Source organism: Shewanella putrefaciens (assembly GCF_016406305.1).
GTDB lineage: Bacteria > Pseudomonadota > Gammaproteobacteria > Enterobacterales > Shewanellaceae > Shewanella > Shewanella putrefaciens_C.
Window position 1 is genome coordinate 1,440,407 of sequence record NZ_CP066369.1, and the last position, 25,059, is coordinate 1,465,465.

General features: G+C 47.0%; 20 protein-coding genes. 10 read left to right on the forward strand and 10 right to left on the reverse strand.

Annotation, left to right across the window (positions count from 1 at the left end; translation table 11 throughout):
• Window positions 1–75: 75 nt before the first annotated feature.
• Window positions 76–615, forward strand: a complete 540-nt coding sequence (locus JFT56_RS06205) for a YfaZ family protein (protein WP_198782819.1) — start codon at window positions 76–78, stop codon at window positions 613–615.
• Between the two features lie 52 nt (window positions 616–667).
• On the opposite strand, the gene JFT56_RS06210 is transcribed toward JFT56_RS06205, so the two are convergent.
• Window positions 668–1,519 (reverse strand): DMT family transporter, encoded by an 852-nt coding sequence (locus tag JFT56_RS06210; protein ID WP_198782820.1) that lies wholly within the window; start codon window positions 1,517–1,519, stop codon window positions 668–670.
• 213 nt (window positions 1,520–1,732) lie between these two features.
• Here JFT56_RS06210 and JFT56_RS06215 point away from each other — a divergent pair, with 213 nt between their 5' ends.
• Window positions 1,733–3,406, forward strand: a complete 1,674-nt coding sequence (locus tag JFT56_RS06215; protein WP_198782821.1) for a diguanylate cyclase — start codon at window positions 1,733–1,735, stop codon at window positions 3,404–3,406.
• 65 nt (window positions 3,407–3,471) lie between these two features.
• Here the strand turns inward: JFT56_RS06215 and JFT56_RS06220 are convergent, their stop codons facing one another.
• The 6 genes from JFT56_RS06220 to JFT56_RS06245 form a co-directional block, all read right to left on the reverse strand.
• The gene (locus tag JFT56_RS06220; RefSeq protein WP_198782822.1) at window positions 3,472–6,594 is read right to left on the reverse strand and encodes an NAD(P)-binding protein; all 3,123 of its coding nucleotides are present in this window, start codon (window positions 6,592–6,594) and stop codon (window positions 3,472–3,474) included.
• Between the two features lie 261 nt (window positions 6,595–6,855).
• Window positions 6,856–7,014 (reverse strand): hypothetical protein, encoded by a 159-nt coding sequence (locus tag JFT56_RS06225; protein ID WP_007646662.1) that lies wholly within the window; start codon window positions 7,012–7,014, stop codon window positions 6,856–6,858.
• Window positions 7,015–7,302: 288 nt separating this feature from the next.
• Entirely contained in the window at window positions 7,303–8,706 is a 1,404-nt protein-coding gene (locus tag JFT56_RS06230) for an RsmB/NOP family class I SAM-dependent RNA methyltransferase (RefSeq protein WP_198782823.1), read from the reverse strand.
• Between the two features lie 231 nt (window positions 8,707–8,937).
• On the reverse strand, window positions 8,938–9,606 hold the full coding sequence (locus JFT56_RS06235) for a glutathione S-transferase family protein (RefSeq protein WP_198782824.1): 669 nt from the start codon (window positions 9,604–9,606) through the stop codon (window positions 8,938–8,940).
• Window positions 9,607–9,643: 37 nt separating this feature from the next.
• Window positions 9,644–10,270 carry a glutathione S-transferase gene (locus JFT56_RS06240; protein WP_198782825.1) on the reverse strand — a complete coding sequence of 209 codons (627 nt, stop codon included), beginning with the start codon at window positions 10,268–10,270 and terminating at the stop codon, window positions 9,644–9,646.
• 54 nt (window positions 10,271–10,324) lie between these two features.
• Window positions 10,325–11,038: a DUF2461 domain-containing protein gene (locus JFT56_RS06245; RefSeq protein ID WP_198782826.1), complete on the reverse strand. Its 714-nt coding sequence runs from the start codon at window positions 11,036–11,038 to the stop codon at window positions 10,325–10,327.
• 302 nt (window positions 11,039–11,340) lie between these two features.
• Between JFT56_RS06245 and JFT56_RS06250 the strand changes: the two genes are divergently transcribed.
• The 4 genes from JFT56_RS06250 (at window position 11,341) to JFT56_RS06265 (ending at window position 16,166) form a co-directional block, all read left to right on the forward strand.
• Window positions 11,341–13,560: a TonB-dependent receptor domain-containing protein gene (locus tag JFT56_RS06250; RefSeq protein ID WP_198782827.1), complete on the forward strand. Its 2,220-nt coding sequence runs from the start codon at window positions 11,341–11,343 to the stop codon at window positions 13,558–13,560.
• A gap of 133 nt (window positions 13,561–13,693) precedes the next feature.
• Window positions 13,694–14,257 (forward strand): PhnA domain-containing protein, encoded by a 564-nt coding sequence (locus tag JFT56_RS06255; protein WP_198782828.1) that lies wholly within the window; start codon window positions 13,694–13,696, stop codon window positions 14,255–14,257.
• A 218-nt stretch (window positions 14,258–14,475) separates the two neighbouring features.
• Complete coding sequence (locus JFT56_RS06260; RefSeq protein WP_198782829.1) at window positions 14,476–15,033, forward strand: MarR family winged helix-turn-helix transcriptional regulator; 558 nt, start codon at window positions 14,476–14,478, stop codon at window positions 15,031–15,033.
• Window positions 15,034–15,152: 119 nt separating this feature from the next.
• Window positions 15,153–16,166 (forward strand): succinylglutamate desuccinylase/aspartoacylase family protein, encoded by a 1,014-nt coding sequence (locus tag JFT56_RS06265; protein WP_198782830.1) that lies wholly within the window; start codon window positions 15,153–15,155, stop codon window positions 16,164–16,166.
• Window positions 16,167–16,186: 20 nt separating this feature from the next.
• Here JFT56_RS06265 and JFT56_RS06270 read toward each other — a convergent pair whose 3' ends face one another.
• Complete coding sequence (locus tag JFT56_RS06270) at window positions 16,187–18,214, reverse strand: methyl-accepting chemotaxis protein (protein WP_198782831.1); 2,028 nt, start codon at window positions 18,212–18,214, stop codon at window positions 16,187–16,189.
• 238 nt (window positions 18,215–18,452) lie between these two features.
• On the opposite strand from JFT56_RS06270, the gene JFT56_RS06275 reads away from it, so the two are divergent.
• Window positions 18,453–19,079: a fumarylacetoacetate hydrolase family protein gene (locus JFT56_RS06275; RefSeq protein WP_198782832.1), complete on the forward strand. Its 627-nt coding sequence runs from the start codon at window positions 18,453–18,455 to the stop codon at window positions 19,077–19,079.
• Between the two features lie 177 nt (window positions 19,080–19,256).
• Here the strand turns inward: JFT56_RS06275 and JFT56_RS06280 are convergent, their stop codons facing one another.
• Complete coding sequence (locus tag JFT56_RS06280; protein ID WP_198782833.1) at window positions 19,257–19,499, reverse strand: hypothetical protein; 243 nt, start codon at window positions 19,497–19,499, stop codon at window positions 19,257–19,259.
• Between the two features lie 315 nt (window positions 19,500–19,814).
• Between JFT56_RS06280 and JFT56_RS06285 the strand changes: the two genes are divergently transcribed.
• The 3 genes from JFT56_RS06285 (at window position 19,815) to JFT56_RS06300 (ending at window position 22,734) form a co-directional block, all read left to right on the forward strand.
• Complete coding sequence (locus tag JFT56_RS06285) at window positions 19,815–20,609, forward strand: hypothetical protein (protein ID WP_198782834.1); 795 nt, start codon at window positions 19,815–19,817, stop codon at window positions 20,607–20,609.
• Window positions 20,610–20,747: 138 nt separating this feature from the next.
• Entirely contained in the window at window positions 20,748–21,170 is a 423-nt protein-coding gene (locus JFT56_RS06290) for a DUF3224 domain-containing protein (protein ID WP_198782835.1), read from the forward strand.
• A gap of 586 nt (window positions 21,171–21,756) precedes the next feature.
• Window positions 21,757–22,734 (forward strand): transposase, encoded by a 978-nt coding sequence (locus tag JFT56_RS06300; protein WP_198782836.1) that lies wholly within the window; start codon window positions 21,757–21,759, stop codon window positions 22,732–22,734.
• Between the two features lie 644 nt (window positions 22,735–23,378).
• Here the strand turns inward: JFT56_RS06300 and pfaD are convergent.
• Window positions 23,379–25,025: an eicosapentaenoate synthase subunit PfaD gene (gene pfaD / locus JFT56_RS06305; protein WP_198782837.1), complete on the reverse strand. Its 1,647-nt coding sequence runs from the start codon at window positions 25,023–25,025 to the stop codon at window positions 23,379–23,381.
• Window positions 25,026–25,059: the final 34 nt, after the last annotated feature.

Genomic DNA, 25,059 nt, shown 5'->3' on the forward strand with positions numbered 1-25,059 from the left:
GCTAAATATGCAGATTTTCTTTTTTAATTCGGTATGATCCGCGCCATTACCCACAGTCATTATCGAGGTGTTTTTATGGCTAAGTTCAGAGTAGCAAGTGTCTTATTATTGAGTGCAGCAGCGCTGCAAGTGAGTGCGTCAGAATTTAATCTTGGGTTAAACAACGATGTGGTTTCTACCGAGTTAGAACTGCAGATGAATAAAGATACCAATGCGGTATTAGGCTATATCTACTCAGATGAGAGTGGCCACATTGCCCAAGGTGCAATGCACATGACCCATGATGCTGGCGTGCATCATTTTGAAGTGGGGGCACAGTTAAGCCAGCTTTGGTCCGATGATGCACCCAATGGTAGTGCCATATCCGTTGGCGGTCGTTATATCCTAACGATGGGACCGAATATTTCCTTGCATGCTGCCGCTTACTATGCGCCAGAAGTGCTGTCCTTTGGTAATGTCGATGGTTATTACCAGTTAGATTCAAAGGTACAATACAGTGTTACGCCAAACATGGCGCTGTATGTCGGTTACCGTAAAATCGCCTTTGAATACGATAATGCCCGTGATTTCACCTTTGAAGATGGCATTTACATCGGCGGTAAATACCGTTTTTAAGCCATCGACCGCTTTTATTGGGTTTGTGTGACTGCAAAGAGCCGGCTAAGGATTAACTTCGCCGGCTTTTCCATTTAGCCTTGAGCTCACTGTAGCTGGGGAGTATGGATGAAAAAATCACTAACCCGATTCCGATTAGCATCACTAAGCTCAATTCCTCATCCAATATCCACCAACCGAATAGGGCGGCAAAGATCAATCCAGTGTATTCCACCGGCGCCATTTGGCTCGCATCGGCGCGTCGATAGGCGTGGATGATGAGATAAGTCATACCAATATAAAATAGCCCTAACGTGAGTCCCACCTGGGCCACCGACACACTAAAATCGGCTCCTTCGTATAGGGTTGCCGGTATCAGAAATATCATCGCAAAGGCATTAGACCAAAAGAGCATAGAGAAAGGATGTTCATGAGTCGAATAGGCCTTTAAAATCAAGCTATTCAATGCTGATGTCATGGCGCCGAAAAAGGCCAAGCCGATATACAGGTTAAATTCGCTTGGTTGGCTGATAAGTAAAATACCACTAAAACCAATGATCCCGGCAACGGTGCGTCGATAACCAATGCGCTCATTTAAAAATAATGTCGACAACACGAGAAGTAATAACGGTGAGGTATAAATAACCGCGGTTACTGTGGCTAAGGGAAGATGCATGATTGCGAGCATAAAGATAGCGTTGCCAAGTCCAATCAATAACGCCCGGGCAAGGTGCACCTTATAAAAGGGGCTTAGTTTAAGGTTTCCCTGCAGACGCCACACAAAAGGGAGCACTAACAGAGTGGCAAATAACTGACGATAAAGCACAAGTTGAAAAACGGGTGCGTCAGTTTCCAGCAGTTTGACCAATAGGTTACCGCTGGCAATTAACAATTGTGCAGCTAAAATCATCAGTAGAGGGGGCATGGTTTCCACAATAAGAAGTCAATATGGGGTCTGGGTCGTATATGGGCATTTTAGGTTGTGTCTTAGACGTTACGGCTAAAATACCACCATAAGACATTCGATATCCGACTAATTTAGTCTAACTGATTGTAAAAAATTAGAGGTATACATAAAGTTAACGCTCTAATTTTATTTTTAATGTGAAAATAACCCAGTATCAGAACCCATTTACCTATGAATACACTTAAAAAAATCACGTTCCGGTGCTTTTTTCTGATTTTATGGATATTTAGTCCCTTTACCTTAAGCGCAGAAATTGCGCTGGACTCCCCTTATTTATTCCATGCCGACGTGAATCAATCTCCACCGAACAACTACAGTGAGATCCCCCATTGGATGGGACGACTCGATGAGGCGACATCGGTCAGTTTAACCGGGGGGGATTACTGGATGATCACCCCAGTGTTAGTCAATAGCCGCCAAAATGAGTGGGTGATCGATGCGAGTAATTCGATCGTTGAATCTGTCGATTATTGGTTATTGGGCAGTGATGGCAGTGCTCAATACGCCCGCAGTGGTTATAGCGCGCCCTATGAGTTCTTGTTCGATTATGGCCGTAAGGTCGAACTCAAGATGGGCACGGATTATTGGTTAGTCGTCAAACTCAGTAGCCGTTATTATTCATCGGCCCCTGAACTCACATTGCAGAGTGTGGATCAGCATCAACTTGTGTCCGACAGACTCGCCATGGCGGTGCTGTTATGTTTGGGCGGATTATTGTTTATTGCGTTCTATAATCTACTGATTTACTTCTCTATTTTTGATAAAGCCTTTCTCTACTATGGCCTCTATGTGTTGGCGTATTTTGGAGGATGGGCGCTGACCTTCCATTTACCCGCTCATTTGTTTAATTTCCATTTACTCGAATTGCATCATCTGTTTTTTATTGGCTTGCCGATATTTAATATCATGTTCTACAAGCATTTTCTCCAATTGCCTAGCTATTCGCCTCGGTTATGGCGAATGAGTCAATGCCTGATGTTTGCCTGCATTGTGGCATTGCCCACCAGTATTTGGTTGATATCCTACACGGCGATTATCGCCTCTGTGCTGATCATGCTATGGATTGCCCTAGCGATCACCTGCGGTAACGTGTGTTTGATGAAGGGCTTTGCCCCCGCACGCTATTTTATCTTGGCTTTTACTTGCCTATTGCTCCCCGCAGTGATTATTTTGCCTGGCAATATGGGGATAACTCCCGATTTTATTGAGCATGCCGAACTTGCCACCTTGATGGGAGGAACTGCCGATGCCTTGCTCTTGTCCCTCGCATTAGCCAATAAACTCAAACTATTGGCCGAGGAGCGTAAAGCCCATATCGAAGAGTTGGGGATTGCTTGGGAAAAGGCGCGTCTCGATGGGCTTACCCGGGTCGGTAATAGGTATGCCTTTGATGAGTATATGAATTCACAATTAGGTTTTGCCAATAAAGCCGTGCAATCTCTAGCCTTAGTGCTACTGAATGTGGATAGTTTAAAGGCAGTTAATGAAACCTTAGGGCATCAAGAGGGGGACCGTTTGCTGCAAACATTAGTGCAGTTACTGCAGACGACGGATATTGCACACCTTAAAATGTACCGCATCAGCGGCGATGAATTTGTGATTATTCTCCCCGCCAATGGGACTTCGACCTTGCTGAATACCTTAAAAAATTTAACGACGCTGGTGGCAGAGCAGGGGTTTAGGGATTGTCAGTTTAGTTTTGGGATCTCGTTAAATACTGAGGTAGAAGAGCCCCACGAGTGGCTGCGGTTAGCGGATACCAGCTTATACCAATCCCGGATGGAAAAACGTCGTCAAGAGTATGCGCAAACCCAAGGTATTGATGCGAGTCTACATTTAAGTTAAGGGTGCGAATCATCCTATTAAAATAAAACGGCGTGGAATATTCACGCCGTTTTATTTGTTAATAGCTAGAAATCCTTTTCCCCCTTGATTATTGCTGGGTGGCCGCAGATGGCTTTAGCTGTGTGCATGCCCGCCATCGTCGCCGCCTCGACGCAGCCCGCATTGAGGCCGGTTTTTATCCAATCTCCCGTCATATACAAGTTATCTATCCCTGTGCCATCTGTGGTGATGCGATACTGTGAACTGCCCTTAACCGACAGGACATAACGTTCGGATGGGTCCACATTGGCGCGCCAATATTGGCTATCGAAACGAGCCTCGCCTTGGCGGTTCTGATCATCGTGTAGCCACTCCCAAGGGAAGCTATCACCAACATTTTGCCAAAGTTTATGGATTTCGGTATTGAGCTGATGAATCGCCCCCGCTTTAGCTTCTAAGGTTTTCCGTTGTTGGAAATCTACATCCGAGCTGGGTGGATAGGCATCCACGGGTAATGCCGAGCAGAAATAACTGGCATTTTTAGGTTCTAAACCGCGCCAATCTTCTTTATCCAATAATTGATCCATCGATGCCCAAGTATCGAAGGGTTCGGTGAAGCCCGATAATACGGGTTCTTCGCCCTCTTCAGAATAATTTGGCCAGCCTATTCCATGCAGATCTTGGTTCATCCACAGTTGATAGGCTTGGGTGGCAACGGTTTGCACTTTATCAACGCAAAGTGAGAGGGCGGGGCTTTGCGCCATCACTTCTCTGGCGACATGGGGGACAGAACCTATGGAGAGACCGAAGATCACTTTGTCAAAATCCACTCCTTTGACTAAGCGTTTTTTCGGCAGGGCTTTGCCAAAGTGAGCCTCATACACGCTGTCCCAATCGCTCCAGAAGTGTTCTAGATTGATATTATGGGCTTTAAGCAGCGCCGCTTGTTCAGGCTCGAGTTGCTCATAATTGGGCGTACTCGGCCAGCAAGGAAGCCCTTTGACATCGACTAAGGGGTTGTAACGGGTGACAGTCGGCGCCAACTCGACTTGCTCAGTAATTTCAATCGCTTGAATGCTTTGATCGCGGCATTCGAGATTATCGACTCGATTGAAGTAGTGGAAGTTTACCCCGCGGCGTTTAAGCACTTCGTAAAAAGGTGTAAACACAACATCACCCATACCCGCCTGCATTTTCCACATTACGCCACCTTGATAGCACAGGGCGATGCGCAGCATGGCACGGATGATAGTACCCGCCTCGACATTGGGTTTGTCGAAGTTACCTTTCTCATAGGCAAACACTAAGTCGTAAAAACCGCGGACGGGCGCACTGTCGACGGTATATTTTTGACTGGCGCCGTGTTTGGTTAACCATTCGCGGTAGTCATAGCCATTGATGGCATCGAACCCCTTTTCAAACACATCGTCGGCAAACATGCCCTTAAGGATGGTGAGCCCGAGATCGGCGGCGATATATAAGTGGCGCAGTTCATCATTATTATCTAAATGATCGCCAAAACGTTTTACTAACCTTTGGTGCAGGGCATCGACGGCCGATTCCACAAAACCATCGTCACTTTCGCTGTGTACATGCTCATCGCATTCGCGGCCAATCATTTGATTAAAATGGCATTCTAGCTTATCGCCGAGCGCGTCGAGTGACTCCTTAGCATCTTCGACCGAATCCTCTAACTTATCCCTTAAGCGTTCGAACCAGTCAGTATCTAACCAGTTTTTAGGGGTTGCCATGGCTTTTTCATCGGCATCGAGCAGGTCATCCATGTCCTTGAGCCATTCCTTTATCCAAGCAAAGGCCGCTTTGACCACTTTCCAGAAGGTGAGGGTTTCGGTGCCATCACCGGGGATGCCGGGCAATGTCGGGAAAGTGATTGGCCAGCTTACAGAGTGACCATCAATTTCCTCCTGTAATACGATGAAATTATGGGGTTTAAAGGCATCAAAAAAGCTTGCTAACGGCGCGTTTGCGGGCCTATCTAATTCTTCATAGGCCTTGTGCATTAAGGCGAAGGCATTTTGATAAAAACCAAACCAAATGTGCAGGCCGTGCTCCTCGATCCTCTGTCCCATAGCGGCATTGCGACCACTGGCACCTTTACCGCCAATACGCCAACCGAGTTGATAGATATTAATGTCATATTGATTCTGCCAACCGGGTTTGTCGGTGAGATAACAGGCCGCTGTCATTGCCGCGACACCGCCACCGAGAATGGCGATTTTCTGTTTTTTGATTTCGGAGTTATCGACTAATACTTCACCGGGCGGCACTTCAAAATCGAAGTTCACATGGTAGGGCAGTAATACGTGCTGCTCGCCAATCTCGACCCCGAGTGTGTCCTTAAGAGGAAAGCTGGCGTTATCAAAAATGGTCACGACAAAATCATTGTCGAGCAGCGCAACACTGTGCACTTTATTCACTTGGGCGGGGGCGGCGACTATGGCCTGATACACAGCTTTGTGCCCAGAGGTGTCTGGGAACTGCTTGAGGAAGACTTGCTCGATGGCGGGTTTGAACAACAGTTGAAAGAGTTGCTCTTCGCCAAGCTGGTCAAGTTCTGGAATAAAATCCGTTTGTTCTTTAAAGAGTTGCCAAGTTTGGGTAATGGCTTCAAGGGTGGAAAGCTGCGCCTCGGGTTTGGCATTGCAGTTCACTTCAATGAGTGGATGCAGGGTAAGTTCGGTTTCAGGTGAAAAATGCAAAAAACTTTTGCTTGCAAGTGATAGTCGAGTCAAGGGCTCACCGACCGCCGGCATAGTGTATTCACAGGAATATTTAGGATAGCCAAAGAGTTCGCGGCCGTTGATCAAGGCCATCGCATCGTTTACCCAAATGTGTAGCGGTTGAAAATACACTTGGCTTATCTTTGTACTGTTACTGCTATCTTGGCGGCCGACCATGACCCAAGTGATGATGTCGGTTTCTTGGATCCAGCCTTTGGCTCTGTCTTCTGGGTAAGCGGAATAAGCCTTTTCAATCTGAGTAAAAGTTGTCAATACATAGGGGGATAATACCTTAAAATACATTGCACTACCGGCAACTTGATTCAAGGTTTTATCGATAGAGCGTTGCAGATTTGCCCGTTTCCCCTTCAGGAAAAAACCGTACATATCGGCTTTATTCAGTACTAAAGGGGAGTGCATTAACATACTGCCTTGGGGATAGATAAAATCGGGGCGTTGTTTTTCCATGGGATCATCCTTTAAACCCTGTGCGAGTCATTTTTATATCATTATCAATATATTAAGCTTATTAATTGTTGAGTTAATCAGCTCTAAAAAGCATAGGGCAAATAAGCTATTTAGCCTATTGATTTTACAATTGATTTGTTACAGCGGGAAAACGGGAGAGGAGACTGGTTTAACTAGCAAGTTGGAGGGCTTCCAACTTGCTCGGATTTGACTGGCTTTCATAAGGTACTAATTTAACGCAATAAATTAGTATAATTCACGCTACTTCGATTTATGCTGATAAAAATCCACCTCAGTCTCGTCAGAGTAACGGCGCTTAGTATCCCTGCGACGTTGTTTTACGCGTTTATTCTTTTGTTTACCTTTGACGTTATCGCCCCATGGCGCATCATCGTCGTCAAATTCATAGGAGTGTGACATGGTCAAAATTCCAAAAATACCTGTGCCATTCTCAGCACCCGATCTTTTTACCCAAAGGTGAGATGAAGCTAAAGCGAAATTTTTCATCATTGATGGTGAAAAGTTTTGTCCAAGATCCTGCTCTATCTATACTCTTCGGATTATTCTGGGTTGGTTTGTGACTTTTTACGTCTATCTCTATGATATGTAATTAGTATTTAGAACTACATCGGTGAGTGTTTTGGGGTGGTGATGATTAGCGCCCATAATGTTGGGCGCTAAGATCCGATAAAAAATAATGAGTTAGTGCTATGTCCTTCGCTGCATCTTGGCGACAAACATGCCATCACTGTTAGCTTCAAAGGGCCAAACGGTCAACATTTCTGTTTGTTCACCGGTAAAAGGATGGCGGATTGGCACTAGGGTAAATTCACTGTGTTGCCCAAGAAAAGCCCTAACCACCTCTTGATTTTCGATGGGGGAGAGCGAGCAAGTGGCATACACTAACACTCCTCCCTTTTTAACTGCTTTGCTACTGCGGCTTAAAATATCGAGCTGCAGCGCGGCTTTACCTTTGACGGCCTCAATACCATCCAACCAACGCATATCGGGGTTACGTCGCCAAGTGCCAGTGCAACTACAGGGGGCATCGACTAATACGCCGTCGAAATGATCCGCAGGCACTGGGAGGGCATCGCTCTTCCAACGGGCGATGCTAATGCCGTCAAACTGGGCTCTTTGGGCGCGTTTGCTCAGCTCTTCTAGGGCATTGGCGCGAATATCCGACGAGACTATGCTGCCAGTTGAGTGGGTGTGGCGTCCGGTTGAGTGGGCAGCGGCTTTGGCTAACATTAAAGACCGCAGTTGCAGTGTCTTACCACCCGCTCCGCTACAGGTGTCCCACCAATGGGCATCGGGTTCTGGCGCGCAAATTTGCCCTATGACCTGGGAAGCCAAATCTTGGATCTCAATCTTGCCGTCTTTATATAGGGTTATTTCATTAAGATTCATGCTCTTGTTGCCAAGATTGATGGCATCGCTGAAGTAGTGATCACAGCTTGCATTTATGCCGAGAGCTTGCAGTTGTGCCACCGCCTCTTGGCTAGTGATCCCCTGTGCCCGTCCCCAAATTGGTGGACGGCTGGACATAGCGGCGATGAATTGCGGTTGCTGCGCCGCATCAAGGGGGCAAACCTGCCAAAACCAATCGGGTAATAAATCCTTTGCTTTAAACTCAGTAGCGGGAAATAGTAGTCGCATCAGCGCTAATTTATCCTTAAGAGTTTCAACACTCAGTAACTGTGCTTGCTGATAATCTACGGCTGATTGCGATAATTCATGCCAAGCGCTGGCAATATCCTGCCAAGCATGGGCTTCGAGTAGCGCACTGGCACTTAGGTTGGCAAAGAAGACGGCCGATGACTGTGGTTCACCGAGTTGTTTAAACCAGCCCCACCAACGAAACAGGCTAAACAAGGATTCACGGATGATTTTACGATCCTTGGAGCCGTGTTTTTTATGTTCTCTAAAGTAGTTTGCCAGAATACGGTCCGCGGGCATTTTACTGCTTTGAATTTCATCGAATAATTGCTTAATCGTGCTGGCGTAACTGAGCGCACGTTTCTGTGCGGGAGTGTTCGCCTCTACATTTAATGCCGATGATGTGTTTGAGTTGAATGCTTTATCGGATGAGAAGCTGTTTGGATTACCCATAAATGTAGCCTGAATCATGTCCCTGTATTAGGGCAAATGGGGAATAATTGCCATCACAGAGAAGAAAATAAGTGGCGCAGAGTGTAGCAGTTTTACCTAAAAACAGGCAGTAAAAAAGCCCCTATTTAGCCTAAGCTTGCGGGGCTTTAAGTGTTTTAGCCAATGGGGCTCAGTGATTTTGTACCTAACGGCTATTGGCAGGCGATCGGACAATGACCGTTTAATTGATGGCTATTTCGTTACCATCTTTTGGATTTGCTTAGCCCGTTCTTCATCACTCATTTCCACCGGTGGTGGCGTGACTATGCCCTTTTGGCAGGCGGGTCTGAGTGCTAATTCATCCAACCAACGTTGCAGATGAGGCAGACCTTCCATATTGATGCCGCTCCACTCGTGGATCCGCACCCAAGGCCAAGTCGCGATATCGGCAATCGTATATTCATCACCGGCAAGATAGCGATTTGTCGAGAGTTGGGTGTTCATCACTTCGAATAAACGCCTGCCTTCCTTTTGATACCTGTCAATGGCGGCGGGGATTTTTTCGGGGAAGTAGCGGTAAAACACATTGGCCTGTCCCATCATGGGGCCAACGCCACTCATTTGGAACATCAGCCATTGGATCACTTGAGAGCGTTTTTTAGGCTCGGCGGGCAGCAATTTACCTGTCTTTTCGGCAAGATATAGCAAAATTGCCCCCGATTCGAATACCACAAAATCGTCATTATCGCGGTCGATAATGGCGGGGATCCGACCATTGGGATTGATGGCAAGAAACTCGGGCTGTTTTTGCTCGTTGTTACTGAAGTCTAACCTATGGACGCGATACTCTAACCCCATTTCTTCCAATGCGATGGAGATCTTAAAACCGTTAGGGGTCGCGGCGGTATATAAATCAATCATAGTTATTCCCTTAGATGACGAGTTTGGGGCTGCTAGGCTACTTTTTCGGGGTTAACGACACTATCGCTGGACGCTGTGCCATTGTTGTAAACCAAGCCTTGAGATGCGGTAAATTATCCGCGACTTCAATATCTAAATTCTTAATAAAGCTGATAAAAACGTAAGCGGAAATATCCGCGATACTGAATCTGTCGCATGCGATAAAGGGTGATTTGGCCAATTGTTGGTCTAAGGTGGGGAGGAAGTCAATCACCCTTTGGCGGGATTCTTTGCCCCATGCTTCGACACAGTTTTCTCTGTCTTTATAGATGCCGCTTAAATTACGGAAGGCTTGAAATGCTACCATTAGGCCCTGTAGTTCAACGATCCGCTGCCACATTTCAATCTTGGCACGTTCGAGAGCATCATTGCCAAACAACGAGTTAACACTCGGGTGGATTTCATCTAAATAACGGCAAATGGCAACGGATTCACACAGGTAGCTGCCATCATCGAGTTCGAGCAGCGGGATACGGCCATTTAAACTTTTGGCTTTAAATTCAGCACTTAAATTTTCACCACCGCGGATATCGACGTTCACCCTCGGGATATCGATACCTTTTTCTGCGAGGAAAATACTGACGCGGCGTGCGCTAGGCGTAGGGGCTAGTTCATAGAGTTTCATCTAATATCCTTGAGTTTTTAACTTTTGTTTGAAGTTGTTTAGGCCATATTATGGTTAGAAATCAAGCTCGAGTGCGAAGCACAGATAAGCCATCAATTGAGTGCAGTGCGCAAATTGCTCCGCACAAAAACGGGGGGCATCTGGGCGGCAGAGGTCCTCAAAGGCGATATTCTTTATGGCAATAAAATCTTTGCGTTTTAACTCAGTGAGCATAGGGTGATTTTTATCAAAACCCTTTGGTGGCCGAGTTAAGCTATCCCCATCCATGTTAAATCCATGACTTTGAAGCGTTTGTAGCGCCTTTTTATAGCCGTTGGGATTCTCATCGATACAAGTACGAATGGTATTTAAGACCTTTGATTCTGGATGCCAAATTCCCGCAGCAATAAAACAACCTTCTTCGGCAATATGCAGGTATAAGCCGGGGGCATGTACATCCTTTCCCTGAAAGTGACGAAACTGAATACCGACATTGGTTTTATAGGGGGTTTTATCGTGGCTAAAGCGGCTATCCCTTTGGGGGCGCATTAAACTGCCGCCCACTTTTTTAGGCACGGCAGTCAGCCTTGGCGACAGTTCAATAATATGGGGTTGAATGTGGGCAATAAAGGCTAATGCTGGGCTACGTACCGTATTTTCGTACTCATCCTGATGGGCTTTAAACCATTCGCGGGAGTTGTTTTGTGCCAATTGCTGTAAAAACTGCATACTGGCGGCGCTGAATGTAACACCAGTTGCTATGGGGAGAGGAGTCGTTAGCGTGGCCATTATCGGTGAACCTTATAAATGCATATTAAACGAGTGAAACAGGAGGCGAGTCGCCAACATGCCCCACTTGTGCTGTCCAGTCGTGCACTCTTGAGAGGGTGATAGCTGGTTAAATATGCCACTCATACTGCCATCCTTCGGCAAGATCTTCACTTAAATTTTTGCACTCTGACAGGATCTACCCTGTTTTCAGTAAGTTAGTTATTTACACGTAAAGCTAAATGATATCCATTCTTATTTGAGTGTTAGCTGTCTATAATGCCGCCCTATTTTTAATTGGTTTGTTAATAGGAAGATGTTGAATGGGTTGCCAGACTAAGTTTGGGAAATGGAAAGCGAACAACACTCTGTCGCTCATGGGATTATGTTTATTGCCATCACTGCCGTTGCAGGCTGCACAGGTATTAGGTGAGCCTAAGGTGGAGCCGATTGAAATTATGCAGGTTCACGGGCAGCAATATCGCCGCGCAATGACAGTGACTAAACCGGGGGAAGCCATTATCTCCATGGAGCAAATCGAGGAGATGCAGGCAACGACCTTTGCCGAAGTGATTGACGATATGGCGGGGGCCCATATTGATGGCGGTACTCGCAGTGGCGGAGAGCGGATTAATATTTGGGGTTTTGGCGAGACCGAAGACTTTAACGTCTATGTGGATAATGCCCCCGTGGGCTTTGAACAGTATCGTTACGGCTCCTTTTTCCTCGACCCGGATCTCATCAAGCGAGTCGAAGTGATCAAAGGAGCCCATGATGTGCGTTCTGGCAATGGCGGTTTTGGCGGTTCTATGTATGTGGTCACTAAATCTGCCGATGATTTTCTTAAGTATGATCAATCTGTTGGGGCACGAGTAAAAGCAAGTTACGCCAGTAATAACGATGCCGAAAGTTATACAGGCACTGTCTATGGCCGGGTGAATTCGCATTTGTCTGGCCTGCTGCATTTAACCCGCAGGGATGCCGGAAATGTCACGTTAGCGAATGGCGACGAATTTGAATATTCAGGCTATGAGCAAGATAACTACCTAGGAAAGCTTGATTATACGCAGGGCGATCATCAATTAGCTTTGAGCCTGACCCATTACCTCGATGAGGGCCGAAAACCTTGGGCTAACCGCCGTGGCCCTATGCCAGCAATCTCAGACTACAACATCAAAAAGTATGGCTCCTACGAGCAGGCGCTGTATGCCACTACCGCCTACAACACCTATGAAGACAACACTTGGTCGGCTAATTATCGCTATTCACCCAGTAATCCGCTGATCGATACCCAAATGGTGATTTCCCATTCTGCTAATGCGCGTCACTGGGTAAGGCCCGAGATCGCCTGGGAGAAAATGACGGTTTCCGTCGGTAACTTTGGCCACGAATCTTGGCTAGATTATAAGCGTGACTACATTGATATCAATAACTTGAGTTTGGTTGGCGATCAGGAGATCACCGCAGGCTTACAGTATCGCAGCCTAGATCGTACTTCACTGGTGTTTAATAAAAGTTATGAGACGAGTCCCGAAAAAAACTTTGGCTGGTATACGCCTTACTATCAACCCGAAGGTCGCCAAGATACCTATGCCGCCTATGTACGGGATGCGATTCATCTCACCAATGACTTAACCGTCACCCCTTCGCTGCGATACGACTATATCTACAGCATAGGTCAGCCAAATATTGCGCCCGATTACAACGATATCAATGCAGGCCACGATTATAGCTCGACCCACCATTCGGGGTTTTCACCGAGATTGGGCATAGATTATCAACTGACAACCCAGGCGCGTGTAAACTTTGATTATGCCTATAGTCTGCAAGCACCTGTCGTTGATGAGATTTATGCCGTGCAATATGCCAAGGCCAGCGTCACAGGCACGAGCCGTGAGATTGATGTTGAACGCTTGCACGCCTTCAAGTTAGGGCTGATGACGCAGCACCAGCATCTGCTTGCCAATGATGATGGACTGTCGACGCAACTGACGTTGTTTGCCAATCTCGGCCGGGATGATATCGCCCAGCGCCGCGGCGCTAAGTCAGATAAAACCCAGTTAATTCAAAGCGGTTATACAAATCTTGATGGTTACAACATCTATGGTGCTGATTTTGAAGGCCAATATCGTTACCAAGAGCTGTTCAGTGATCTTGCGGTTTCATGGCTGCAAGGGCAGCACAATGGCTCACTTAGGGATAGTTTGGATGATGACGAGTATTTAGCTAACATTGCGCCGCTCGATATTCGTTTGCGTTTAGGCATGTATATTAGCGAGGATATTTCAGTCGCTTGGCAGGGCGCTTGGTATGATGCGCAGACTAATGTTCCCCACGGCGATATCTTTAATGCCGAGTCGCCAAGCGAGAACTACTTCCTGCAGAATCTGTACTTTGCCTATGAACCTCAAGCCCGTTTAAAGGGCCTAAGTGTGCGTTTGATGGTGAAAAACCTCACCAACCAGCAAGTGGTGCCATTTCTATCCGATGGGATCCCCGCCGCTGGGCGCGATGTTCGCTTGAGTTTAGCCTATGAATTTTAAAGCTTAATAGCCGAGGCTGTGGAGACTAGTGAAATAAAGCTTATAAAAAAGAAGGTTATCTTGCCAAGGCCCCCTGCCGTAAAAAGCCAATTTATGGCATAATCCGCGTTTTAATAAGCATATAGACAGAAAAATGACTGAAAATGAACTGCTAAGTCGCTGTGGCGGCAAGTGTGAGCTCTGCACAAGCGAACTCGAACTTTCAATTTATGACTTACCCGCATCGGATGGTCGTGAAAATGAGATCATGATTTGTGAAACCTGTAGTGGCCAGATTGCTGCGCCAGATACCATGGACATGAATCATTGGCGTTGTCTGAACGACAGCATGTGGAGCCCGGTCCCGGCCGTTCAAGTGATGTCATACCGTATGCTTAAGCGCTTAAATGGTGAAAGCTGGGCGCAGGATTTGCTGGATATGCTGTATCTGGAAGATGACTTAAAAGCCTGGGGTGATGCCGAAGTTGCCGCAGCTGGTGACGATGTGACGCCAACGTTAGACAGTAACGGTGCCGTGCTTAACGCTGGCGATACTGTGGTTATCATCAAAGACTTAAACGTAAAAGGCACGAGTTTTGTGGCTAAGCGCGGCACAGCAGTGCGTAACATTGCCTTGACTAGCAACCCAGAGCATATCGAAGGTCGTGTTAACGGCACTCGGATTGTGATCTTGACCTGCTTCGTTAAAAAGTCTTAAGTTTGGTTTAGTCTGGGCTCGATTTTTTTAGCTCAACACAATAGAAAACCGCCATAGTCGTTAATCGACATGGCGGTTTTTTTATGCCTAGTGAAGCACTTATTTGTGCACCGAGGGCCCGATAAAGATATTTAAATTCAGCCTGAAAATGACTAATATGCAAAGAATCTTTACGTAGAGATAAACCCGTGGCAACTAAACCTATGGCAACAAAACCGATGACAACTAAAACTAAGCCCACTATCGCTAGTATAACGAACGAGGACCAAGAGGCTATGAACACCCAAGCGGATGGTCTCGATAGAATTGTCGGTCAGTGGCAGCAACAGGGGGTGACTGAAGATTTGATCCCTATGGCGGTGCTCGGGCGAATCGCGCGTTTAACCAAATATATTGAAGTGATCCTGCTGCAATGTCATGGCGAATTTGGCTTAGGTCAGGGCGAGTTTGATGTGCTGGCGACGTTAAGGCGCTCGGGTGAGCCCTTTACCCTCTCGCCATCCCAGTTATATCAGAGCATGATGTTAAGCTCTGGTGCTATGACGAGCCGATTAGATCGACTCGAAAACAAAGGCTTAATTGAACGGACACACAGTAAGGAAGATCGCCGCGCCGTGCATGTCTCATTAACGCTTGATGGCAAGGCGCTCATTGATAAGGCATTGCCGCAGCATATTCAATGTCAGAGTGCCTTGTTAGCAGGGGTGAGCGTTGAAGATAGGCCTATGTTATTGCAGATTTTAAAATCTTGGCTGACCCAATTTGAGCCGCAATAGCGCAGTAATCTGCCTACATTGGTATTTGGGATAGAGATGACGGCTGATAGCTGGCCGAACGCTATAGGCAAATAGGATAATCCGCGCGGGACAACATTTGATCGTACAAGGGAGTTGCCATGGTAAAAAGACGTGAAGCATTTGAATTAGCTGGAAAACGAGTCACAGCGGGGACTCAGCTTGGGATCAAGCTACCCGTCGCTAAGTTGTATACCGATACCCAACTCGATATTCATGTGGAAGTGTTTCACGGCGTCAAACCCGGCCCGACATTACTGGTTTGCGCCGCCATTCATGGGGATGAACTCAATGGCATCGAAATTTGTCGGCGGTTATTAGCCAGAGTGAACCCCAAGAATTTGACGGGCACTTTACTTGTAGTACCTATTGTGAATGTGTTTGGTTTTATTCAGCAATCCCGTTATTTACCCGATAGGCGCGATCTCAACCGTTGCTTCCCAGGTTCGAGTAAAGGGGCGCTGGCAAGCCGATTAGCTAACCTGTTTGCCACTCAATTATTAGTCCATGCAACCCATGTGATCGACTTACATACTGGCGCGATTCACAGGGACAACCTGCCGCAAATTCGCTGTGATACGAATAACGAAACTATGCTCGCCATGGCCAATGCCTTTGGTGCGCCGCTGATCATGCATTCTAAGGCGCGTAATGTTTCCATGCGGGGTTACGCGAATCAGCAGGGAATTCCGTGTATTTTGTACGAGGCGGGGGAGGCGTTGCGCTTCAGTGAATTGTCAATAAAATCAGGCCTTAAGGGTGTTCTCAATGTGATGCGCAGTTTAGGCATGCTTAAAGGGCGGGTCAGCAATAAGGGCGCGAGTGTCAGCGCCATTCGCAGTTATTGGGTGCGTAGCGAATCCGACGGTTTAGTGAATATGAAGCTTAAACTCGGCCAGCGGGTGACTAAAGGTTATATCATTGCCCATATCGTCAGCCCCCACGGCGGAGATAGTGTGGCCATTCGTGCCCCAACCGATGGCATTATCATAGGGATCAGCAATATCCCTGTGACTAACGAAGGCGAGGGCATGTTCCATATCGCCCAGTTTGAAGGGGATGAGATTGAGATCGCCAACGAGCAACTCGATGAGTTTTTGATGGAATATGCTTAGGCCCTTAGCCCCTATCACCTCTACAACTTAAAGCGTTCCACTGAGTTTGTAAGGGAATGGGCAAGCCGGGTCACTTCACTGCTGCGCTCGGCCATGTCCGTGGCTGCAGTCGCATTACGCTCGGCCGCGAGGGCCGCTTCACTCATGCTCGATTCAATTTGCTGACTGTAGGCGAGTTGTTCATGGGCGGCGTGGGTAATTTGTAAGCTCATATCATTGATAGCATCCAATGTGTTCTCGATATGGGTGATAGCATGCTGCAGTGCTTGGCTCTGCTGCACACATTCATTGGCCTGCAACTGCCCCGTTGTTATGGCCGTGGCCGCCGCGGCCGTTTCATTTTGTAGGGCCGTGATCATGGTTTGAATTTCTGCGGTAGAAGATTGAGTCCGAGACGCTAAAGAGCGAACTTCATCGGCCACCACGGCAAAACCTCGGCCATGCTCCCCCGCACGAGCCGCCTCAATGGCCGCATTGAGTGCCAGTAAGTTTGTTTGATCCGCAATGCTGCTGATGGTCGTTAAAATGCTGCCTATGTTATCGCTGTGGACACTTAAGCGAGACATCACCTCGACAGAACCACTTAATTTAGTGCTTAACTCGGCGATATCATCTTGATTATCTTCCGCGATTTGTTTGACCTGATTACCGTATTGTGAAGCCTGCGCTATAAGTTTTGCCGAGCCACTCGCCTGTTCTGCAACGAGATTTGAGCTAGCAACCATGTGTTCAGTGAGTGCTTTTGTACTATCTACGCGCTCTATTTGAATGCTTGCTGCGCCGGCGATACCTTGGCCCTGTTGGTGGGTTTGGCTTGCCGAATGATCTAAGGCGTGGGCGTTATTAGTGATATTAGTCAATAGCTTGGCAAGATCATCACAAAGGGTATTCATATTATCGATCAAAGTGCCAAATTCATCATCATGGCGTTTGGGGATACGTTTGGACAGATCACCGCGGGCGATACTGGCTAACGCAGCATTGGCTAATGCGAGGGGATTTAACATTGCCCTAAGGGTGACGAAGGAAATAAAGCTCACCATGATAATAAAGACAACCGCAAGCACAATGGCTAAGGTTTGGCCTTGCTGAATATCATCATTCGCTATGGTTTGTAGGCGGGTGAACCGGCGGTCGGCGAGGGTGACAAGTTTATCTAAGGCACTGTTATTGGCGTTGAATTCGAGATCGGCATCCTTGTAGTGTTGCTCTGCTTGGGTTTGAGTGCCGACCACTTGTTGCTGTGCCTGATACAAGTCGCCGGGTGTTGTCAGAAGTGTACGAATAACGGCATACTGCTGCTCAAATATTTGCAGTAAGCCTAAGGTATCCAAACCCGTTGTTTGTTGTTTTAAAAAGGTAAAATTGGTATCAAGGTTGCCTAATAGTAGGCTTACATCCTGCTGGTGGTCGCTGACGGTTTTTGCATCGCTGGCATAGATTAACTCGGCCATAGTGTTGCTTAGTGTGTATAACATATCGTCGATACGAGTGCCGGTGCCGATAATTTCCTCCAGTAAGGGGGCATTATCCGGTAGCGACATGGTCTCAAGATCGATCATGGCATTGCTTGCTTGGGTTTTAGCGTCGGTAAAATGATTAAAGAGTGTTTGATATTGCTGTTTAGCCTGTTCATTGGCGAGCTTGGCTGCAAACATCGCTTGGCTTTGTTGTAAATAGGCTTGATAGCGGATTTTGGCCTCTTTTAATGAAGCCAGCATCTGGGGTTGGTCGCTGACTCTTAGTGATAGTTCGTTCTCAATCTGCTGATATTTCCGCTCTAGGGCATTAAAGGCTTGCTGGCTAAGGGTTAGGGCTGCGGTATCCCTTTGGCTATGGGCCAATGTGGCTAGACGCGACATTTTGACTAGCACTAATTGCAGGTTATTACTCTGTTTTTGCACCGGAACCGCCAGCGTCTCAATGTTTGCGTAGGCGATTTTCACTTGATAAAGGGAATAATAGAAAAAGCTACTCCCCGCAAGGAGTAGGATGCCAATCGCGCTGAAACTTAAGAGCATTTTCTGTTTGATGCTGAGTGTTAACATTGAGCTATTGACCTTTTAGCAAGTGGTTTCAGACATATCTTCGCCAGCGGTATTAAAGGGTTAATCATCAGAGAGAGTGGCCATTCGTGGGGCATTTTTATGCCGTGTCATGCCCCTAGTACATTGTTTTTATTTAGATATAAAACTAAGTGTAGCAGAGAGTTGCAGGCACAAAATTGTATACTGTGTTTTGATTGTAGTAGCGAGTGACGTTAAGTAACCATAAGAAGGACTGAAAATGAAAACCGTGATGTTAGCTAATGAAGCGATAACGCCGAGTAAAATCCTTTGTATTGGGCGCAACTATGTCGAGCATATCTATGAGCTAGGCAATGAAATGCCAGAGGATATGGTCGTGTTTTTAAAGCCCAATTCGGCGATTTCGTCCCAGCTATTTGCCGAGCATCAAAGTGAAAGCCTGCACTATGAAACCGAGCTGTGTTTTATGTTCCAAAATGGCCGTTTTAGTAGCGTCGCCGTCGGTTTAGATCTCACAAAACGCGATCTGCAAACTAAGTTAAAAGCTAAGGGGTTGCCCTGGGAGCGGGCAAAAGCCTTTGATGGTGCTGCGTTATTCAGTCCGTTTGTGGCGATTGATGATGCAGAGGCGCCGCTGCATTTCACCTTGAGTATCAACGATAAGCTGGTCCAAGAGGGGCATATCGATTTAATGATCTACAAACCTCTGACCATATTGTCCGAGTTGCAAGCCTTTATCAGCCTAAATGACGGCGATATTGTGATGACAGGTACCCCTAAGGGCGTGGGGGTTATTCCCGCTGAGAGTGTCTTTAAAGTCACATTGAGCCGAGGCCTGCACGCGAGCACTGAGCCCTTGCTCGAGTGGCAATGGCAAGTGTCTTAAGCCTTGAAGTAGCTGAAATTCGTCTGAACAATGTCAATAAATCGCGAAGCAATAAGTACTGTTACGGCGAGTTACCCCTAATACTGCCCACGTAATATCGCCGTGGTTGTAACTTAATATTTTGGATTTAGAATATTGAATTTAAAGGTTTAATTTAAATATTTTTATTCAAATGAGCTAGAGTCCCGCGACGGCTTCCATATCGAGTTCAATATCGGTGCAGCCTTTAGCGCAGTAAATGCCCGCGGCTTGTTCGGCTTTTGCCTGCTCAGGCAATATCACTTTAAGGGTCTGTTTACAGTGAGGGCATTGTACTGGCTTACCCTTAAATACCCGCTTAATCAGATTTTTCTGCTCATTAAACGAAGTCGCCGTGGTTTGGTTTAATACGGCAAAGGGGCTAGTAGAAGCGCTTGTCATCGGCGAGGGGATCCTTAACTTTTAAGTGGATAAACGTTTCATGCCTAACTGCTAGGGCGTGTAGTACAGGGGCATGGGCCTTAGCGCGGGGATTATAGCCTGAGTCGGGTTATTATTGAAAACTGCCGAGTGATGTTTTTAATGGCGAAGGTAAACCGCTTGCTTATTCCCGTCGTCATTAGCTGAACTTAGGCTGACGAAAGCAAAAATAAATTAAGTTTCATGCAGTGTATGGGTTTGTTTTTTACGGCTATCTGTAATACTGCTTTTTCCCTGTGAAATAGGGAACAGGAGTGGAATAAGAAGGGGAAGAAGATGAGTACATTTGTAAAATTAACCGTAGTCGCCACCATCGTTGTGCTCGGCATTCTTGCTGTGGGGATTTACCGTTTCAACATGACCAATGATGATATTTTTATGGTGATGGAAGACGGTGGGGTGATGCAATACGATGATGCCATGGCGAAGAAGCACGCCGATGCGGTGACGAATGAGGCGCTAAGCACACCCGAGTTTGCAGTACCCAGTGAGGTTAAACCTGTGGCGAATGCCTCGGAGGTTATGGGTAAACTCTTTAGTTTAAATACCGCAAACCCCTTTGAAGTGAAACTACCTGAGGGAGGTAAGTCCATGGTGTTAACCCATTTTATCAAGGTTAAACAAACGGAATTTGCCATGGGTGATTATCAGGATGGCGAAGTGAAGGGGCGAGTCTTGCTCGACTATATGCGTATTACGCCACTCAATTTTGATCCCGCACTCAATCCCGATACTGAAAATCAGGCACCCATTTCGGATGATCCTAAAATGCAGACCATGCCCTTTGTCGCCCCCTTTATCGTGACCACTCAAGGCTCTGGGGTATTTTGGTATCTTGGACTATTTAACCTCGATTATAGCCAGAATTCTCTAAAGCATTTGGGCAGCGTTATGTTAGGTGACAGGATAGAAGTCGATAGTATCGAACCTGTATATCCCTTTGAATCACCTTACAAAATAGCAGTGACTTACCGAGATAGAGCACCGAGCCAAGCTATGTCTGAGGAGCCTAAAGTCGTTAAGACGGTTGAGATGACTGTGAGTGAATCCAAGATCTCTAGCGGACATTAGGGTTATCCTGGGTCCTGTGTTAAGTTATTTTTCGCCCGATAAACTCGCTTAGATCCTAGATGTGATTTGGTGTTTATGGCTTTTTGAGGCATCAAAGCTTGGGAATGCACAGTTCAAGATCAAAACAAGGAGAGTGCGATGGATGCAAAACAAATCAGCGGAAAATTCGATGTAAAACTCACCCCCAGTAACGCTTATGCAACAGGTGTTAATGGTGTGGCCCTTGGCAGAATGACGCTAGATAAAACCTTTTACGGTGAACTTGAGGCCCGCAGCCAAGGGGAAATGCTCAGTGCTATGACGTCAGTCAAAGGCTCTGCGGGTTATGTGGCGATTGAGCAAGTGGTGGGTAGCTTGTGCGGTAGGCAGGGCAGTTTCGTGCTGCAGCACTTTGGCATTATGACCGACGGACAAAATCGCCTGATCTTAGAAGTAGTTCCCCATTCAGGCGCGGGCGAGTTGCAGGGGTTAACTGGCACTATGGCCATCAATATCGAAAATGGCCAACATTTCTATGAATTTCAGTTTGGGTTTGAAACCGCCACAGAGCCTGAATTTTAGCTTGTATCTGGCGTTAGCTTTCAGTGGTCCTATTTCCCGCTCCTAAAATCTGCAGGCTATATGTTGTTACCCGTGCTGCCGCTGGCGTTTTATCAGCAACAGTGTTGGTTAGATAGGAAGGAATTACAACAAGCGCTGCAGAAATATGCACAGGCGATAGGCTGTAAATTTCAGGATTTTAGCAACACCACTGAAAAATCACTTCCCCAAGCTAGTCAATTAAGTGTTATGTGGGTACTTATAGTGCTCACAATATTGATAAACATCGTTTTTTTGTTATTGGGCCTGGCTTGGACACCCAACCTAAAATGGCATAACAGTTAACCTCCGGCTATGCTTTAGTTAAGCATTAGACAAGGAGGTTTTTATGCCGCGCCCTCGCAGAACTCAAATTAGCCTTGAAGACACCCCCTATTACCATTGCTGTAGCCGCGTTGTTCGGCGCGCCTTTTTATGTGGTGATGATACCTACTCGGGGAAAAACTATAGGGCCTGGCTTGGGGGCCTGGCTTGGACACCCAACCTAAAATGGCATAACAGTTAACCTCCGGCTATGCTTTTGTTAAGCATTAGACAAGGAGGTTTTATGCCGCGCCCTCGCAGAACTCAAATTAGCCTTGAAGACACTCTCTATTACCATTGCTGTAGTCGAGTTGTTCGGCGCGCCTTTTTATGTGGCGATGACACCTATTCGGGGAATAATTATGACCATCGCCGAGGTTGGGTAGAATCATTACTGTTTGAACTTGAAGCGGTTTTTGCTATTGATGTGGCTGCCTTTGCGGTGATGTCAAATCACTTGCACGTAGTGTTGCGGGTAGATATCGACAGTGCAAATCGCTGGACTGACCGAGAAGTGCTTGAACATTGGCATAAGCTGTTTAAAGGCGATGAACTAACACAAAAATTCGCTAAAGGTGAGTTAGTTGAACCCCACCAAGTGCTCAGACTTAAGCATGCCATTGCAGTTTACCGCAGCCGATTATGTGATATTTCATGGTTTATGCGCTGTCTTAACGAACCGATAGCAAGGCAAGCAAATCAAGAAGATAACTGTACAGGCCGATTTTGGGAAGGTCGCTTTAAGTCACAAGCTCTACTTGATGAAGCCGCAGTGTTAGCCTGTATGGCTTATGTTGATTTAAACCCCATTCGAGCCAAGATGGCCGATACGCCAGAACAATCCGACCATACCAGCATCCAGCTGCGGATTCGGGCCGCATTAAAAGGTGAACAACCTAAAAATTTACTGCCTTTCGTTGGCAATGAGTGTGATAACCAACCCAATGGCATTGCCTTTTCATTAACGGATTACCTTCAATTGGTGGAGGATACTGGGCGAATCATTCGCAATGATAAATGTGGTTCCATCGGTGAAACTAGCGCCAAGTTGCTGACAAGATTAAATATCCCCCATGACAATTGGCTCAAACTGACCACGGATTTTGGTAAGTTATTTCATGGCCCCGTGGGTACGTTGCAGGAACTCACCGATTACTGCGAACACTTAGAAAAGCGACGACGGCATTTTGCGGCAAGTTGTCTGCAGTTTCACCGCAACTGATAACGACTTGATATATATCTAATAAGAATTATCGCCAAGCATCTCCCCATCACAATGGGATGGCTTGTCACGTTTGAAATACGTCATTTTTAATAGATTAGCTCGAGTTTTTTGTTTCAGATGCAGCCATGTCATTTTTGATTACTTTCATTCAAGCAATTTTAGCCAGTACAGGTAATAGACAAATCGAAAGTGCATTATGTTGCTGATTTAAAATGGATGGCCTAACTGTAGCCTAACTGTAGCCTAACTGTAGTTGCCTAACTGTAGTTGGCCTAACTGTAATTTTAACTGTACTTGCCTAACTTGTAATGCGGCTTGAAGGCAAACCGAAAGCACATTATGTTATTGTTTTAACTTGGGTGGCTCCATTTACTTTAACTGAAGTGACAGTGCCGAGCGGAAACTGAACCCATAACGATATTAGGCATCATATTTTTCGATAGCTTGCAGGCGGGCACTGTCGCGACAGTGGCCATCGGAAAAAGGGACTTTTTCGTTGAGCCCCCAAGATGGGTTTACGGCGTGCCACTGAAGTGACAGTGTCGAGCGGAAACTGAACCAAAAACAGAACCCAAAATTTAACTAAAAAAGAGAGGGTTAAGTTTTCCTCAACCCGCTCGATAGGCTTTGATCAAATGGGGCTAGCAGCGCTGCAGTGGTTTCCAGCGTTGCAGGCTAACCGGAATACTTATCCCTTGGGATAACAACAGGTTAATCCGTGCTTGGTAGGCGGCGCCCTGCATTAAATGTTTGGCTAAATCGACCGCATTGCGCTCGCGGTAATCATCTAAATAGCTGCCTTTGGTCCACGCGTTAAATGCGCCGAGCGCTGGGCCTGCCCAGATTTGGTAATCCATTTCGCGGCCGACTTCACCTGTGTTTGACCAGCGGCTCGACAGACCCAAATACCAGCGGAAAATCAGCGCCATTTTGCGTTTTGGGTTATCCAGTGCGCGCTCGATTTGCTTAGGATCGCGTTCGTTAAAGTGGGCGACAGTACCCGCCCAAATGTCATCGAGTGATGAGCGGAACACTTGCTCTTCGAGTTTTTTACGCTCGTCCGCAGGGATGGCATCAATCGAATCGTAACGGGTGTAGATTTCATACAGCTTATTGGCGCGCATCGGGAACAGGGTACCGCGCTTAACCACTTGTAATTTCACGCCCATTTCGAACATATCGGCGGCAGGTGCCATAGTCACATCGGCCATTTCTGTGGTGGCGAGTAACTTACGGGTGTGTTCACTCGCGCCCGCTTCGACGCAGGCTTGGTTGATTGAACCTGTGACGATAAAGGCCGCGCCCATGTTGAAGGTGGCTAGTGCCGCATCGGGTGTGCCGACGCCGCCGCCGGCACCCACACGGATGGGTGTCTTGTATTGATACTTAGCTTGGATTTCATCTTTAAGCGCCAAAATCGTCGGTAAAAGCGTGACTAACGGGCGATTGTCGGTATGACCACCAGAGTCAGCTTCGGCTGTGATGTCGTCCGCCATCGGCACCAGCAATGCCATCGCCATTTGGTCTTGGCTGATAAGGCCGTCACTCACTAATTGCTGGAGGATTTTAGCAGGCGCCGGCTCCATAAATTTAGTCGCGACTTCGGTGCGGCTGATTTTTGCGATGACTTTGTTGCCAATGACGATTTCGCCATGTTCGTCGCGGCTCAAACCTGCTGCGCGGTAATAGACGATTTGCGGTGTTAACCCTAAAAATGCCGAGGCTTCGACCGTGCGCACTTTATGTTTTAAGAACAACTCAACGCTGCCGCGCTCTAATGCGGGCTCACTTGGGCTGTGAATTAAGTTAAAGGCGTAGGGGCCATTAGGCAGCGCCGCTTGAATGCGAGTAATGGCCGCTTCAACGCGGGATGGGATTAACCCCGCCGCGCCAAATGAGCACAAAATGCCCGCTTGGCCCAGCGCGATAACCAGTTCTTCCGAGGCGATACCGTTAGCCATAGCGCCAGCGTAGTAAGCGTATTTAACCCCGTGTACGCGGCGAAAATTACTGTCGCCTAAACTTTGGGTGCCAAGGGCGGGCGCAAAGGCGCTGACGGGGTATGAGCCTAGTGGCGCTTGGCTGTCGCTTGTGGTTACTTCGGCTGTTTGCGCTATGCCTAAGCCTTTTTCACTGTGATTCACTAAGTAACAGGCTTGGTTTAACTCTTTGAGTTTTTTGCCTAATGAGTCGATATCAAAGCTCAGCGCGGCATCGTTGACTTGCCACGGCCAAGGGCTGAGTTTTTCGTTATTGCTATTGAATTGATCTAGAGTATGGCTAGTCATAGGTGTTCTCATGTTATTTGTGCCGCCTTGGTGA